Here is a 14,959-nt window from a genome sequence, read left to right as displayed (position 1 = left end):
TCGCTGTGTCAGGCGAAGCGTCACTGCAAGCCAAGCGCGGAGATCGCCGAGTTTACGAGCCGGATCCGTCACGCCTCGATCGTGCCATTAAGCCGAACATCCCGACGGTCGTGCTGGCCGGCCCACCATGTCCAGCGAGTAACCAGCGGCAGAGGCGTACGTGTTGTGCTCGGCGGTGTTTGATGGCGCGGTGATCGATTGGTGGTTGGTGCAGGATCATTCAGGTAGTCCCGGCGTGCTCGTCGAGCGGTTGCTCGGCCGGCTCGAACGGCGGCCGGATGCCGGGGTCTGGAAGGACCTCGAACGGCGGCTTGTTGTGGAAGGCGAGTGCTGGTGTTCGGCCGGTTTCGCCGCGCTGCCAGGTCTGGCTGGGATCGCGCGGTCCGGTGCTCGGCCGGATCGTGACCGGGCGTTGGATCTCGCCGCCGTGATCGTGCGGAGCTTGCACCGCAACCACCAGCACGACGACCTGGTCCGTGCGAGCCGGCACGTGCTGGCCGCGCTGCACCGCCTCGCCGAGGACCGTCTGGCCACTGCCACGGCGCTCTCGGCGGCATCTTCGCTGGTGCAGTTGATGCAGGACGCGCTCGGCTTCGCCGGCTATACCTTCTGGGCCACGATCAGCCTGGATTTCACCGACGAGCATTACCACCTCGACTGCCCCGGCTGCGCCACCCGCCTGGCGATTGTCGTCGGCGACTACGGCCAATACGCGGTGATCCGCCACTACAACGACGGCGACGTCCACCGGCGCCCGCTCACCCCGGCCGCACCCGGCCAGCTGACCGGGATCGGCCGATGGATGCACGACACCGCGATCGCCGGCGGCGACATCGTTCTCGCCGACGGCATCACCTACCTGTTCGGCCACGCCACCTGCAGCACGTGTGAGTGCAGGTTCCCCCTCGCCGACAGCTACGAAGCGGAAAACAGTCCCACCCAACCGATCGACCCGATCGTGCCGAAAACCGACGCCTCAGCCTGACCCACGAACCTCGAACGATGCCGCCCATGTCTGACGAGTGCCTACGCAGCGTCAAGGCCACGTCGACCACCGCGCCCGCGACGCGGCAGATGTGCGCGCCCGACCATGCGGTATCGGCGGCTCGGGCTATGTTCTGGCCACGGCTGTCGGTGCTGCGCGTGCCGAGCGTGGGGATGGAGGCTGGTTGCAGATGTTGACGGGCGCAGTCGAGGTGTACGCGAACCATGGCCTACTCGTCGTGGGGTCGATCAGCTGGCCGGAGCTGGACTGGGGCGACGGCCCGGCCGACGCCGACGGGCGGCACGTCGCGGTCAAGACACGTGGCCAGACCGGCCACACCCGGGTGTCGTTCTGGTCAGGTTCGATGCCGTTGCATGGAGCACTCGTCTTCGACGGAAACCTGGCATTGGAGGATTACCAGATCTTCGTCGGTGACGTTGAGCGGCTCCGGCGGTGGACGCAGCGGATCTCACGGACGGGGCCACAGCGGGTGATCATCCGGGTCGACGACCCAGGCAACGCGTCCCGAGTCGACGTTGGGCTGGACATCAGCGCTGACGCGCAGGTCATGCCGCTGCCCGGAACCGGGCCGGCACTTTTCGATGTCCTCACGTCTGACCGGGACGGGATACACCCGGCCAACCAGCGCGGCCTGGCGCTGGACGGCCACGACGCACCCCATCGGCGACTTGCGGCCGCGATTCGCCTGCTGTCCGATCGCAGTTTGATCGAGACACGGCAGAATGGATACGAGGCGGAGATCATCGCGGAATGGCTGCGATGGCTCAGCCCGGACCTCGATCAGACCAGTGCATCAGCGCTCGGAGATCAGCTGCAGCGGCTGGTCATCGCCGCCCGGACCGTCAACCCTGCTGATGACAGGACCGTCCTGTCTGCCGATGCCGCACGCATCGCCGAGACGATAGTCAATGCGGCGATCCGGCGCAGCGAGTGACGACCGCACGTTCGATACCAGCAGCCGCAAGCCGCCTTCCATGAGTTGGGCGCCTTCTACGTCAACGCGACTGCGCGACCGCATACGCACATCGGCAAGACAGGAAGCGTCGACATCGCCGGGGCGCGTCGCTCGCTGTGACGACCAAGGTGCCGGCGCCGCGCGAGACCAGCGGCAGATCCGGATGCCAAGATCGCGGATCGGGGATGCTCGGTGGTGGCCTGTGCTTCGGTGTCAGAAACGCCGGTCAGCACCACGGGTGCCCGTCGGCGTCTTCGCCCAGGACCGCGGCGCTCTCCCGGCACAGGGCCATGCCGAACCGCCGGTCCCCGCCCGAGGCGACGCCCAGAATTTGGTCGGCCACCCGGGCCGGGTCCGAGTAGGCGTAACCCTCGATGCGCCACTGCCGCACCATCCCGGCGACGTCCTCGGCGACCTCGACGCCCCAGTCGGCGGCCGCGGGCACCGGCGCGAAGACCGGCCGCAACGCGGTCGGCGACCGCCCGCACCGCCTCCCGGGTGGCGACGCCGCCGAACGTCCGCGCTTCGGCACAGTCGAACCTCCGATGGCGAACCGGACGGCCACGCGACCTGCGGCATAGCGGACGCCTCCATCAAGGTGGTCGGCGATGGGTCAGCGCATACGAAGCGGCGGGACATTGTCCTTGGTGGATCAGGTGCTACGGACGGCATCGCTTCCGCGATCATCTGGTGGCGCCGATCCGGATCTTGGAGGACTTACCGGTCAATTTGGCGCGAGCAGCTACCCTGGCTGGCACGGCAGTGGTTTGATGTGCGCCCATGAGGATGCGGTGGGCGCTTGCCGGCGTGGTGGTGATGGTGGCGGCGTTCCTTGTGGGCTGCGGGGCGTCAAACACCACTGGTGATGCGTGCGCTGAGGTTCGTAAGACCCTGACCTATTACTTGACCGACTCGCCGGAGATCAAGGCGGTGACGGCCGAGGTGGAGAAGGGTTACTACGGCACGGGCGAGCCCGGCAAGCTGAAATCCGCGAAGGACGCCTACAACAAGGCGCTCGGCAACGCGTTGAGGCCGATCGTCGACAAGGCGAAGACGCCAGAGTTGAAAGCCGCCATCGCAGACGCCGCGGACGCCTACAGCGAGGGTAACGACGACGTCGAAGCACTCCAAGCGGTCTACAAGTTGTGCCCACAGCAGCCATAGGCCGGCCTGGGCCGCGACCGGTCCCGGCCGCTGCGCCGCGACTGGGAACGGATCAAAAGACGACGTGATGCGCCGGGCCGTGACGGCCAAGTTCACCGCCCACGCCGACATCCGCGCCATCCTGTTGGACAGCGGCGACGAGGAGATCGTCGAGGACACCAGCACTGACCACTACTGGGGACGCGGCCGGAGTGGCACCGGCAAGAACATGCTCGGACGGATCTTGATGCGCACCCGCACCCAGCTACGCGCCGACCTCACCCAGAACGCCAACACCCAGGGCCGCCGACGGCGGCGATAGCACTGAGCGCAACCATCGCGAACGCGCTGTCCGCGGCAGATCAGTACGCGGGCCGCCGGAGATCAGTTCTTGGTGCTTCGTTGATCGGCTGCCGCGCGATCGACCCGCGCCGCCACACGTGAACTGGTCATCGCTGTGATGCCGGCGGCCACGATGCACAAGAACATCGAAATGACTGCCGAGGCGAGTTGGCCGCCCTCAAGTGCCTGCAGGTACACCTGCCGGGAGACCGGTGTGAGAGAACCGTGGTTGTTCAGCACGTAGCGTCCCTGCACGATCTCGGGCGCACCCGGCGGGGTCGACATGTCCGGCGCGACTGCAATGAGCACAATTACTCCCATGGCCAGGGTCAGCAGACCGAAGAGGGTGCCCCGGACAACCGCGCCCGGCAGCCTCAACGCCGAAGGCGTTCCACTGCGCCAGTACCGTTTATGTAGCAACGAGGCAGCGCCGAGGGTCGGGAAGCATTGCGCGAACGCGATCAGCGCGACCGGTGTGGGCACCGGCCGGGCACCCGGCAACAGCAGCCAGACCGCGACGCCGGCCGCGTACACCGCGCCGAACACCGCCAAGCCGAGAACCACGTCGAACCCATGTCTCCACCATCGGCGCACCACCTCATGATGCAGCCAGACCGGTCCGCCAACACATCCGCTCATCGGCAGGAGCGGAAGCCTCGGCGCCGCTTGGGTCTTTCGCTCACGGTGACGACGGCGGTTCTGGCGCCGTGCAACACTCGCGGCATGTGTGAATGTCAGAGCCATCGAGAGGACTGGCCAGGACGCAAGATGCCTTCCGAAACCTACGACGGCTCGACAGCGGTGCGAGGCGCATCGCCACGGCTTCCACCTCACCTGGCGCCTCACGAATGGCACCCACTCGCCGAACCGCGCGTGCGATACGAAGTACTCCACCAGTTTGACTGACTACGGCACGGTGTAGCCGTCCACTGGCGCCGGCTCGTCCGCGGGTCGTGGATCGACCGCCGTCCAGGGCTGCGAATCCTGATACGAGGAGCGGCTGACCGGCGGCAGGAACCGCTCGCTGCGAGGATCGGCCAGCCCGGCGTCAGCGGGGAGTAGCCCCCGCGCCGTCAGGAAATCTCGGAGTTCGGCGTCCTGCTGTTCGGTCAGCGGAACCCGAGGCAGGTCGAAGACGCCGAAATACCGCACTCCGAACACATACGCCTCAGGCGTGACCCAAACGATGTGCACCAGCGGCCAGCGGTACGTCACGGCTGACAGGTCGGTACTGGCATGCAGCCCTTCGTCATCAACCCGGTACTGGCGTGGCAGCGACAAGAACTCCGGCACCTTCATGACCGCGGCATAACTGCGCCATGCCCGCCACAGCGCGTACGTCGTTGGGACGACGAAGAGCCCAATCGTCGTCGGGACGACGGAGGGCCCAATCGAGACGACATCGTCAACGAAAGCCACTAAAGCCACGATCGCATATCCGAGCAGCACGAGCACGCCAGCGGTGACCACCCCCGGCAGCGCGGCATGCCTGGCCTCCGCGGCCGCGTACCTCCGAAAGTAGCTCTGCGGCCGGGCGAAGGTGAACTCGATATTCACGCGGCGATAGTACGGCGCCGCACCGCTGCACGGCTCACGGCAGCGCAGCGATCGATACCAGCAACCGGTGGCTCCAAGATCACGTGCACGCTCATCGGCAGATGCGGTAGCCATGATCAGGGGTGTGTTCGACCTCGTGGGGCGCGGGTGATCTCTGGACTGCCGGTCGAACTCAAGTTGATGCGCTACCGGCTGTGCGAATCTTTCACAGCCACGACGAGTGTCGCGCCCTGGCCTTCGCCGAACTCCCAGCCGGCGATGGCGGTGCTGCCCGGCAGGTCAGCGATCGGTTGCAGGTCGGCCGGGCACTCGCCGGGGCCGAGGTAGTACGCGCCGGCGCTTCGTGCCCAGTGCGCGCTGAGGCACAGCCCGCGCAGATGCCGCCGCAGGGCGTCATCGTCGAGCTGGTTCAGGACGGGCTCCCAGCGTGGGTCCACCGCACTCGCGCCGGGTTTCACGTACCCGTGCCTGGCGAGGGTCCCTTCGATGTCTGTGAGACCGTTCGGGGCGCTCATGGTGAACGTCGCTGCCCGCATCGCGTCCAGGAGTGAGCCGTCCGTCCTTGGCCGCAGCAGGAGGACGGGGTACAGCCTGAAGGCGTCGGGGCTGAGCTCGTCGAGGCGCAGCGCACCCTCGAGCAGCGCTCGGCCGAGGTCTCTGCCAAACACCACGGCGGGGCCACTGTCCGCCGGCGTGGCGAGCAACGCCTTGAGCGCGGCCGGCCGCACGCTCTTCGCCACGAACGCCGACCCGGCGAGGTCCGGCACCCACCGCTCCAGGCCTAGCCACGCGCCGCCCTGGTCCTCGGACGGCCCGGACACCTCAGCGACCAGCTTGCCGGGATCGAGTTCACCGAGAGCCTCGCCGGCTGTCTCGTCGTCGTAATGGAAGACCGCGTATGTCGCCGCTGGGTCGAACTCCGTCAACGGGCGGCCGAGCAGCAGACCGAACGCATGGCCGAGCAGATCGTCCCAGCGGGACACTGTCAACTCCTTGGACCGGCTGTCAGGCATCGGGTCGGACGAGTGTGACATGAGGGATCGGAGACAGTCGAGCATCGTGGTGCCGTCACCTCCGGAGCGTACCGGACAAGGTCAACTACTCAGAGATCTCGCCACGGTCCTCCCGGCCGAGCGCAGCGGCCGTCGACCTGGCTGCGGCACCCGCTCATCGGCAGAAGCGGATACCTGATCACGCGGCTTCAGTGAGCGGTCTGGTGAACCGCTGGGCGGGGGTGTCCCAGCCGAGGATCTTTCGGGGCCGGTTGTTGAGTTCGGCGGCCACGGCGGTCAGGTTCTCGGCGGCGTGCACGCTGAGGTCGCTGCTCTTGGGGAAGTACTGGCGGAGCAGGCCGTTGGTGTTTCGTTGGAGCCGCGCTGCCACGGGCTGGCCGGGTCACAGAAGTGGACCGGGAAGCTCACCGCGGCAGTGAGCTCGGCATGTCGACCCATCTCGACGCCCTGAGCCCAAGCCAGCGATTGTCGCAGCCCCGCGGGGAGAGCGGAGAACACGGTGATGAGCTGGTCGCGAAAGTGTGTGGCGTTGCGGCCCTGCGGCAGGTGGACGAGGACGACGTAGCGGGTGCTGCGCTCGACCAGGGTGCCGATGGCTGTCCGGTTGTGGGCGCCCATGATCAGGTCGCCTTCCCAGTGTCCGGGCACGGTGCGGTCGTCAGCGGTGGCGGGGCCGTCGTGAATAGTCATCGAGCGGTCGGTGAACCGCGGTGTGCGTTGCTCGCGGCTGCGACGACACTTGCGGTAGGTGCGGCCGGTGCGCAGCAACGGCGAGCGTCTGCGAGTCACGCCGCCTCGATCAGGCCGGTATAACGCCTGGTAGATCGTTTCGTGTGTGAGCCGCAGCTCTGGCCGGTCGGGGTGCTGCAAGGGCAGAGTCCGGCAGATCTGCTCCGGGCTCCAGCGCTGGTCCAGCAGCGCTTGGATGAGCTCGCGCAATTCCGTACTGGTTTGCAGCTTCACGGGCTTGGGTCGTGGGCGGCGTGCCGCCGCACGCTGGTGGGCGGCGAAGGGGTGGTAGTCGCCGGTTGCCGGATCGAGCTGCCGGCCCGGTGTTCGTCGGCGATAGTGATGCGCTCGTCCTCGGATAGGTAGCGGGCCGAGACCGCCCGCTTCGGCGCAGCGAGCGGTGGGTAGATCCGGGACTCACCGTCCGCGTTGGTGATGGTCCGGCCGTATCGCCAGCGGGTGCCGGTGCGACGGTTGATCCCGACTTCCCGGCAGGCTGCCGAGTTGTTCATGCCCTGCGCCACGAGGCGAAGGTAGTGATCACGTTTCGCTTGCTCTGGACCGGCACCTGGTGGCTTGCGCGGACGACGGGGCTGGGGCACGGCAACTCCTGAACGGGGTCAGGTGTTGCGACGACCGTTAGAACCTAAGCACGCTTGGGTGGCCTCGCAGGGGGTAGGCAACAGGTGAGAGCGACACAGAAGGAGGACTTCAACGATGAACGTCGCGTTTCTGGTTGCCAAGGAAGGCATCGAGCAGGTCGAGCTCACCGAGCCGTGGAAGGCCGTCGAACACGCCGGTCACACGCCCCGCCTGATCTCGCCGCAACCCGGCCGCGTCCAGGCCTACAACCACATGGACAAGGCCGACGCGTTCGACGTGGACGTGACCGCGGCGGACGCCCGGGCCGGCGACTACTCCGCCCTCGTCCTACCCGGCGGCGTCGCCAACGGTGATCTGTTGCGCTGGCAGCGCCCCGCGGTCGATCTGGTGCGGGAGTTCGTCTCGGCCGGCAAGCCGATCGCGGTGATCTGCCACGGCGGCTGGGTCCTCATCGAGGCCGGCGGTGTCACCGGCCGCCGCGTGACCTCGTGGCCGTCGATGCAGACCGACTTCCGCAACGCCGGCGCCACCTGGGTCGACGAGGAGATCGTCGTGGACGGCCCGCTCATCAGCAGCCGCAAGCCCGCCGATCTGCCGGCCTTCTGCAAGGAGCTCGTCGAGGCCCTCGCGGACGCCCGCTGACCCTCGCGACGCACGGGAAGGACGCCCGGTCGCCGCCGCACCGGCGGCAACCCGACCGCAGCCTCGTCCCCGGACACCCCGGCTCGCAGTCCGGGCCCGGGGCGGGGCAGGTCGGGCTAAAGTCGGCGGGCGATGCTGGAGATCACGCGGGAGCTGATCCGCCGCCATGAGCGCGGGGCGGCCGGAAAGCACGACGTCTGGGTCCGCGCCGCGGTGCGGGCGGTCCGGCGCTCCGGTGGCCCCGCCGACGCGGCGGCGTTGCTGCCCGCGTTCCTCGGAGACCCGGCCGCGGGCACCGCGCTGCTGCCCGTGCTCGCCTGCCTCGGAGACCCGGCCACCGCCGATGCGCTGCTCGGCGTGCACGAACGCAACCCCGAGGTGCTGCACGCCGTCGGGTATCTCGGGCATGAGGCAGCGACCCTCCTCCTCTGGGACCATGCGCTGCACGGCGACTGGGACGTCCAGTGCGCCGCGGTGCTCGGGCTCGTCCACCTCCGGTGCGACGGCATCGACATCGACGCCGAGCTGCGCCGGCACGAGGGTCGCGGGCTGTTCCCCGAGCTGCTGCCCGCCCTCGCGGTGAAGACCGGCGACCCGGCGTGGGCGCGGCGGCTCCTCGACTGGGGCACGACCCGGGCGTCGACCGACTGCAACGGTGGGCTGCTGCTCGGCCTGGCGCTGCTCGAAGACGCCGGCCGGGAGGCGTTCGACGTGGCGTTGTGGAGCCCCACGTGGGAGACCTGGTCGGGCTCGACGGGGACGGTCCGCTGGGCGGCGCGCGGCGCGCTCGCCGCCGGGCTCGGCTTCACCGGCCTGCGGGCGGGGTTCGACGCGCACGTCGCCGCCACCGCCGACCCGCGGGACCGGGCCGACGCGGTGCTCGTCCTCACCGGCGTCGTGGACCGCTGGCTGGACGGCGACTGGACCGGCCTGCGCGCCGCGGCGCCGCCGCCGGAGTCGATGGAGCGCGCCCACCGCCTGCTGTTCGAGGGTGACGCGGCGCTGGACCGCCTCGCCGAGCGGCTCGTCGGCGAGGCCCGGGACGGCGGTCGCGCCGAGGTGGAGCCGGGGCTGCCGATCCGGTTCGTCCTGCGGCAGGTGTACGACCTGCGCCGCCGCCTCGAAGACGCCGTCCGGCACGAGGTGGACCGCGGCGCCTGAGCAGCGGGTCAGCGCTTGAGCGTGGCCCTGGTGACCAGGCGGAGCGTGCGGGCGGCGACCGACATCCTCCTCGGGTAGGACACGACCGGCCGGCGGCTGCGAACCGCTTGCATGAGCACGTCCACCGCCCGCTCGACGCTGACGAGCATGGGCTTCGCGGAGCCCTTGGCCATCTTCGTGTCGACGAACCCGAACCTGACCACGGTCACCGCGACTCCCCGCGGGCGCAGCGCGGCGGACAGCCCGAGCAGGTAGGCGGTGAGCCCGGCCTTCGACGCGGCGTAGCCGGGCGCGTCGCCGGAGATGAGGACGTCGGCGAGGCTGGACAGCCCGATGAAGTGCCCGGAGCCCGCGGCGAGCATGCCGGGGACGACGCCCTCGACGGTCCTGGCCGCGCCGATCAGGTTGACCTCCAGGGTCCTGGTCTGCGCCGCGAGGTCGGAAGGGTCGAACATCTCGCCGACGCCGGCCGCGTACACGCACAGGTCGACCGGCCCGATCCCGGCGAGCACCTCGGCGAACGCGTCGGCGGTCACGTCCACGACGTGCTGCACGACCCCCTCGTGCGGGCTGCGGGACACCCCGACGACGCTCCACCCCTCGGCGACGAGCCGCCGGGTGAGCGCCAGACCGATCCCGTCGCTGTTGCCGATCACCAGGGCACGCCGCATCCGCCGAGCGTAACGATGACCCGATGGCCCGCACACCGGCACCCACCAAGCCGGTAGCGTCGCGGTATGACGGTCGAACGGCTCCTGTGGGAGCAGCACACCTGCCTGCCGCTGTCGGTCGACGCCAGGCTCGGTGAGCTGCGGCGGTACCGGCGGCCGGGCGGCACGTTCGCGTCGGTCAACGTGGGGTACGCGCCGCACGGCGGCGACGAGGTCCGCACGTTGCTCGCGGCGTTCCGGGCGGGGGTGGCACGTGAGGAGGACCTGGTGCTCGGCGAGACCGTCGCCGCCGTCGACAAGGTGCACGCCGAGGGCGGGATCGCGGTCGCGTTCGACCTGGAGGACTCCGGGCCGCTCGAAGGCGACCTCGGCCGGGTCCGGGAGTTCTTCGACCTGGGCGTGCGGACGATGCTGCCGACGTACAACCGCCGCAACGCCGCGGGGTCGGGCTGTCTCGACGAGGTAGACGAGGGGCTGAGCGCCTACGGGCGGGACCTGGTCCGCGAGATGAACGCCGTCGGCATGGTCGTGGACGGCTCGCACTGCAGCACCCGGACCGGCCTCGACCTGGCCGAGGTGACGCAGCGGCCGATGGTGTACAGCCACTCCTCGATGCGCGGCCTGTGGGACCACCCGCGCAACGTCACCGACGAGCAGGCCAGGACGTGCGCCGCGACCGGCGGGGTGATCGGCATCACCGGTGTCGGGATCTTCCTCGGCCCGAACGACGCGTCCGTCGAGGCGCTGGTCCGGCACATCGACTACGCCGTGGACCTGGTGGGACCCGAGCACGTCGGCATCGCCAGCGACTTCTCCTTCGACAGCGAGGACCTCGCCCTGGAGCTGACCGGCAACCCGGACCTGTTCCCGGAGAGCTACACCCGCTGGGGCCCGATCGAGCTGATGCCGCCGGAGGGCCTGCTGCGGGTGGAAGCGGCCCTGGAGGCGAAGGGCTACCCGGCGGACGCGGTCACCGCGATCCTGGGCGGCAACTTCCGCCGCGTCGCCGCCGCCGTCTGGCCGGCAGGCTAAGAAGGGCTACAGCGCCCCGAGCGCCGTGTACGTGCCGTCGTGGTACACCAGCGGCGTCGCGGCGCTGTCGGCGTGGTGGTCGGCGTGCACCGGCGACGCCACGACGATGACGTGGTCGCCGGCCTCGACGTGGTTGACGACCTCGCAGATGAGCACCGCCAGGACGCCGTCCAGGATCGGCACGCCGCCGGGGCCCGCGGCCCACGTGCCGCCGTCAGCGGCGAACGCGGCATACCGGTCGATCCCCCGCGCGGCGAACGTCCGGGCGACCGGCTCCTGACCGGCGGTGAGCACGTGCACGGCGACCAGCCCGGCGCCGCGGACCGCGGGCCACACCGACGCGGCGGTGGCCACGCAGAACGAGACCAGCGGCGGGTCCAGCGACACGGACGTGAACGACGTGGCGGTGAACCCGGTCGGCGGATCACCCGGCGCCGTCACCACGACCACGGCCGCCGCGTGACGTCGCAGCACCCTCCGGAACAGCCCGGAGTCGATCGCGGTAGCCGTCACCCGTCCTCCCCGAAACGACGGAACCTGCCGGAAGGCAGCCGGTGTCAGGTGAACCTTACCCGCGGGTACACGATGCAACCACCGCTGTCAGACGGTCTCCCCGAACAGTCGCAGGCGTGCCATCCCACCGTCCGGGAAGACGTCGAGCCGCACGTGGGTGGCGGGGGTGGTGCTGTCGAGGCGGAACCGGTGCCTGGTGTCGGGCTGGAGGTCCACGCGGGGCAGCAGATCGAACCACGCCGATTCCGAGGTGGGGTCGGCGGTACCGCGCAGCGTCGCCGCGCCGGGGGCGTTGCCCTTGAAGTGCGTGGTGTCGAGCTCGGCGAGCCGGATGGTCCCTGTCGCGGCGAGCCGCACGAGGACCCAGTCGTTGCCGTCGTCGCGGCGGCGGGCGGTCTCCCAGCCGTCGCCCATGACCCGGGCCCGGTCGGGCAGGATGAGGTTGTTGGCCGAGCCGTAGAAGCGATTGCTGCAGTCCACGACGAGCCCGCCGAGCTCGAGCGCCGCGAGGTCGACGGTCATGCCGTGCAGCAGCGCGGGGTCCGGTTCGACGACGCCGTGCACGCGCAGCCGGGCGACGCCCCCGTCGGGGAAGATGTTGAGCCGCACGTGGGTGACCCGCCGGTGGTCGGTCACCTCGAAGAGGTTGCGCGTGTCGCCCTGCACCGCCGATTTCGGCACGAGGGGGAACCAGCCGGTCAGCGCCGAGGGCGCGGGGTGGCCGGGGACCGAGCAGCCCTCGACCGAGACGTGCGGCGGGTAGTTGCCGGTGAAGTGGGCGGTGTCGACGACGACGCCGTGCACCGCGCCCGGGGCGCCGAGCCGCACGACGGCCCAGTCGTGGCCCGGGGTGCGACGCCGGCGGGTCTCCCAGCCGTCGTAGACCTTCCCTTTGGGGCCGAACGTCCACGTCTCGAACGTGGACGGCTCCGGGTTGACCAGGTTGTCGCGGGCGGCGAAGAACTCGTCGTTGGCGTCGACGACACCGCCGCCGAGCACCCTTGACGCCAGGTCCGGCAGATCCACGAACGTCATCGGTGCTGGTCCTCCCGCAGTAGGAACGTCCCGTGCGGGGTGTCGCCGACCGGCTGCCCGCGCAGCCAGGTGCGGTGGACGACCCCGCGCAGCTCGGTGCCGGCGTAGGGCGTGACCGGGTGCCGGTGGTGCAGGGCGGCCGCGTCGACGACGAACGGCTCGTCGGGCGCGAACGCGACGAGGTCCGCGTCGGCGCCCGGCGCGATGCGCCCCTTCCGGGCCAGCCCGACGAGGTCGGCCGGGCCCTGTGCCATCCACCGCACGACGTCGGCCAGGGTGAAGCCGCGCTCCTGCGCCTCGGTCCAGACGGCGCTGAGCCCGAGCTGCAGCGACGCGATCCCGCCCCACGCGGCGGCGAAGTCCCCGCTCTCGCGCCGTTTGAGGTCAGGGGTACTGGGCGAGTGGTCGGACACGACGATCGAGATCGTGCCGTCGGCGAGCCCGGCCCACAACCCGTCCTGGTTGGCGGCGTCGCGGATCGGCGGGCAGCACTTGAACTCGGTGGCGCCGTCGGGGACGGCGAGCCCGTCGAGGGTGAGGTAGTGCGGGCAGGTCTCGGCGGTGACCCGGACCCCGTCGGCGGCGGCCCGGCGCAGGATCGGCAGCGCGTCGGCGGCCGACAGGTGCAGGATGTGGACGCGGGTGCCGGCGGCCGCCGCCGCGGCGAGCGCGGTGCCGATCGCGGTGACCTCGGCGGCCGGCGGGCGGGACGCGAGGAAGTCGGCGTAGGTGCGCGACGCGTGGGCGTCGTGCAGGTACCCGGGGTCCTCGGCGTGCACGACGAACAGCGCGTCGACGGATCCGAACGCGGCGGCGAGCCCGTGGCGGTCCAGCGGCGGGAACTCGGGGACGCCGGAGTCGGCGAGGAAGCTCTTGAAGCCGAACACCCCGGCGTCGTGCAGCGCGGGCAGGTCGCCGGCGTTGCCGGGGATCGCGCCGCCCCAGAAGCCGACGTCGACGAAGCACTGGCCGGTCGCCGCGGCCTGCTTCTCCCGGAGCGCGGCGACGGTCGTCGTCGGCGGCAGCGAGTTGAGCGGCATGTCGATGAGGGTGGTGACGCCGCCGGCGGCCGCGGCCCGGGTCGCGGTCGCGAAGCCCTCCCATTCGGTGCGGCCCGGCTCGTTGACGTGCACGTGCGTGTCGACCAGGCCCGGCAGCAGGACGAGGTCACCGAGGTCCTGGCCGGCGGCGGGGTCGAAGCCGGCGTCGAAGTCGCCGACCGCCGCGATCCGTCCCTCGTGGACGGTGACGGTCGCCGGCCGCGGCCCGTCGGGGAGGTACACCTGCCGCGAGCGCAGCGTGAACGTCACAGAGCCTCCAGCTCCTCGATGGGCCGTCCTGCGGACGACGCCGGGAGTGCCCCGCAGTGGACACCGCGGAGCAGGAAACGGGCGATGGCGCGGGCGGTGGCGGGCTCGTCGAGGATGCCGCTGTCGCGGCGGGACAGGTACGCGTCGAGGCGCCGGCGGGCCTCGGGCAGCCCGTCGAGGTAGAAGGCGAACGTGGCCGCGTAGCGGGTCGGCAGCTGCCCCGGGTGCAGGTCCCAGCCCTGGTTGATGCCGCGTTCGAGGGAGCGCCGCACCAGCCGGGCGTGCAGCTGCCGGGCGGCGCCGACGGCGGCGGCGTCACCGACCGGGAGGATGTTGCTGGAGCCGTCGGCGACGTGGACGCCGGCACCGGCGGCCGCGACCTGCATGACGGACTTCGCGTGGTCGGCGACGGGGTGGTCGAGGGCCTGGTGCGCGGGGGCGACGCCGAGGGCGGTGCTGTAGTCGTACGTGCCGTAGTGCAGCCCGCTGACCCGCCCCTGCCCGGCGATGATCATCCGGGGCAGCGGGGACGTGCCGTCGGCGCCGAGGACCGCCTGCGGCGTCTCGACCTGCAGCTCGAGGCGCAGCCGGCCCTCCTGCAGGCCGTGCGCGTGCTCCAGCTGCCGGCACAGCAGGACGGCGGTGTCGACGTTGGCGACCACCGTCGGCTTCGGCACGGTGATGACGAAGCCGGGCGGCGGCGGGCCGAGCGCGGACAGGAACAGGTCGAGGGTCCGGGCGGCGCGCAGCACCGTCGCCGGTTCGAGGCTCTTGACGCGCAGCCCGCTGAAGGGTGTCGGCGCGGCCCGCAGTGCGGCACCGGCGGCGAGGGCGGCGGCGTCCTCCACGTCGTCGGGACGCACCCCGTAGCCGTCCTCGAAGTCGACGCGGAGGTCCTCGACCGGCTCGGCCGCGAGCTTCGCCCGTACCATGTCCACAATGGACGCAGGGAAGTCCGGCAGCCCGTCCGCGATCGACGCGAGCGCGGCGGCTCCCCAGTCCGCCGCCGTGGTGGCGGTGAAGCGGTCGGCGGGCACGTAACAGGTGTGCACCGGGCGCCGGCCCACGGCCCCCGGCGGGGCGGGGACTCCGGCGTGCTCGGCGCTGGCGACGAGCTCTTCGAGGTCGAGGTCGGTGAGTCCCATCAGGTCCCCGTCAGGTGTTCGGGCCGGACCGGGACGCGGTTGAGCGCGAGGCCGGTGGCGGCGCGGATGGCGGCGACGATGGCGGGGGTGGAGGAGATGGTG

Annotated in this window: 16 protein-coding genes and 1 pseudogene; 7 read left to right on the top strand and 10 right to left on the bottom strand. The window is 70.8% G+C overall.

Going from position 1 to position 14,959, the window contains the following annotated elements; all coding sequences use genetic code 11:
- Positions 1-190 precede the first annotated feature (190 nt).
- A complete protein-coding gene (locus ACZ6TV_RS48885; protein WP_465307417.1) occupies positions 191-985 on the top strand; it encodes a hypothetical protein in 795 nt (264 codons plus the stop codon).
- Between the two features lie 184 nt (positions 986-1,169).
- Positions 1,170-1,940, top strand: coding sequence for a hypothetical protein (locus ACZ6TV_RS48880; protein ID WP_465307415.1), 771 nt, complete (start codon positions 1,170-1,172; stop codon positions 1,938-1,940).
- A 247-nt stretch (positions 1,941-2,187) separates the two neighbouring features.
- On the opposite strand, the gene ACZ6TV_RS48875 is transcribed toward ACZ6TV_RS48880, so the two are convergent.
- On the bottom strand, positions 2,188-2,493 hold the full coding sequence (locus ACZ6TV_RS48875) for a hypothetical protein (RefSeq protein WP_465307413.1): 306 nt from the start codon (positions 2,491-2,493) through the stop codon (positions 2,188-2,190).
- A gap of 248 nt (positions 2,494-2,741) precedes the next feature.
- Between ACZ6TV_RS48875 and ACZ6TV_RS48870 the strand changes: the two genes are divergently transcribed.
- Both ACZ6TV_RS48870 and ACZ6TV_RS48865 read left to right on the top strand, forming a co-directional pair.
- Positions 2,742-3,125 carry a hypothetical protein gene (locus tag ACZ6TV_RS48870; protein WP_465307411.1) on the top strand — a complete coding sequence of 128 codons (384 nt, stop codon included), beginning with the start codon at positions 2,742-2,744 and terminating at the stop codon, positions 3,123-3,125.
- A 79-nt stretch (positions 3,126-3,204) separates the two neighbouring features.
- Positions 3,205-3,426, top strand: a complete 222-nt coding sequence (locus tag ACZ6TV_RS48865) for an NADAR domain-containing protein (RefSeq protein WP_465307409.1) — start codon at positions 3,205-3,207, stop codon at positions 3,424-3,426.
- A 62-nt stretch (positions 3,427-3,488) separates the two neighbouring features.
- Here the strand turns inward: ACZ6TV_RS48865 and ACZ6TV_RS48860 are convergent, their stop codons facing one another.
- From ACZ6TV_RS48860 to ACZ6TV_RS48845, 4 genes and pseudogenes are all read right to left on the bottom strand, one after another.
- Positions 3,489-4,040 carry a hypothetical protein gene (locus ACZ6TV_RS48860; RefSeq protein WP_465307407.1) on the bottom strand — a complete coding sequence of 184 codons (552 nt, stop codon included), beginning with the start codon at positions 4,038-4,040 and terminating at the stop codon, positions 3,489-3,491.
- A 312-nt stretch (positions 4,041-4,352) separates the two neighbouring features.
- Positions 4,353-5,003 carry a hypothetical protein gene (locus ACZ6TV_RS48855; protein WP_465307405.1) on the bottom strand — a complete coding sequence of 217 codons (651 nt, stop codon included), beginning with the start codon at positions 5,001-5,003 and terminating at the stop codon, positions 4,353-4,355.
- A 185-nt stretch (positions 5,004-5,188) separates the two neighbouring features.
- Positions 5,189-5,986, bottom strand: coding sequence for a hypothetical protein (locus tag ACZ6TV_RS48850; protein WP_465307403.1), 798 nt, complete (start codon positions 5,984-5,986; stop codon positions 5,189-5,191).
- A gap of 208 nt (positions 5,987-6,194) precedes the next feature.
- A pseudogene (locus ACZ6TV_RS48845) lies at positions 6,195-7,257 on the bottom strand (IS30 family transposase).
- A gap of 205 nt (positions 7,258-7,462) precedes the next feature.
- Between ACZ6TV_RS48845 and ACZ6TV_RS48840 the strand changes: the two are divergent.
- Together ACZ6TV_RS48840 and ACZ6TV_RS48835 are read left to right on the top strand one after the other, a co-directional pair.
- On the top strand, positions 7,463-7,990 hold the full coding sequence (locus ACZ6TV_RS48840; protein ID WP_465307401.1) for a type 1 glutamine amidotransferase domain-containing protein: 528 nt from the start codon (positions 7,463-7,465) through the stop codon (positions 7,988-7,990).
- A 132-nt stretch (positions 7,991-8,122) separates the two neighbouring features.
- Positions 8,123-9,151, top strand: coding sequence for a hypothetical protein (locus tag ACZ6TV_RS48835; RefSeq protein WP_465307399.1), 1,029 nt, complete (start codon positions 8,123-8,125; stop codon positions 9,149-9,151).
- A gap of 8 nt (positions 9,152-9,159) precedes the next feature.
- On the opposite strand, the gene ACZ6TV_RS48830 is transcribed toward ACZ6TV_RS48835, so the two are convergent.
- The gene (locus tag ACZ6TV_RS48830; RefSeq protein WP_465307397.1) at positions 9,160-9,822 is read right to left on the bottom strand and encodes an SDR family NAD(P)-dependent oxidoreductase; all 663 of its coding nucleotides are present in this window, start codon (positions 9,820-9,822) and stop codon (positions 9,160-9,162) included.
- Positions 9,823-9,888: 66 nt separating this feature from the next.
- Between ACZ6TV_RS48830 and ACZ6TV_RS48825 the strand changes: the two genes are divergently transcribed.
- On the top strand, positions 9,889-10,854 hold the full coding sequence (locus ACZ6TV_RS48825) for a dipeptidase (protein WP_465307395.1): 966 nt from the start codon (positions 9,889-9,891) through the stop codon (positions 10,852-10,854).
- 6 nt (positions 10,855-10,860) lie between these two features.
- Here ACZ6TV_RS48825 and ACZ6TV_RS48820 read toward each other — a convergent pair whose 3' ends face one another.
- The 4 genes from ACZ6TV_RS48820 to ACZ6TV_RS48805 form a co-directional block, all read right to left on the bottom strand.
- Positions 10,861-11,367 (bottom strand): flavin reductase family protein, encoded by a 507-nt coding sequence (locus tag ACZ6TV_RS48820; RefSeq protein ID WP_465307393.1) that lies wholly within the window; start codon positions 11,365-11,367, stop codon positions 10,861-10,863.
- A gap of 87 nt (positions 11,368-11,454) precedes the next feature.
- Complete coding sequence (gene alc, locus ACZ6TV_RS48815) at positions 11,455-12,402, bottom strand: allantoicase (RefSeq protein WP_465307391.1); 948 nt, start codon at positions 12,400-12,402, stop codon at positions 11,455-11,457.
- The gene (allB, locus tag ACZ6TV_RS48810; protein WP_465307389.1) at positions 12,399-13,712 is read right to left on the bottom strand and encodes an allantoinase AllB; all 1,314 of its coding nucleotides are present in this window, start codon (positions 13,710-13,712) and stop codon (positions 12,399-12,401) included. The genes alc and allB overlap by 4 nt, the downstream gene beginning before the upstream one ends.
- A complete protein-coding gene (locus tag ACZ6TV_RS48805) occupies positions 13,709-14,857 on the bottom strand; it encodes a DUF6986 family protein (protein ID WP_465307387.1) in 1,149 nt (382 codons plus the stop codon). Before ACZ6TV_RS48805 ends, allB begins: the two co-directional genes overlap by 4 nt.
- Positions 14,858-14,959: the final 102 nt, after the last annotated feature.

The sequence above is a fragment of the Dactylosporangium sp. NPDC051087 genome, from assembly GCF_055586325.1.
The sequence above is the reverse complement of the archived record's forward strand: the minus strand, read 5'-3'. Positions and strand labels throughout refer to the sequence as shown.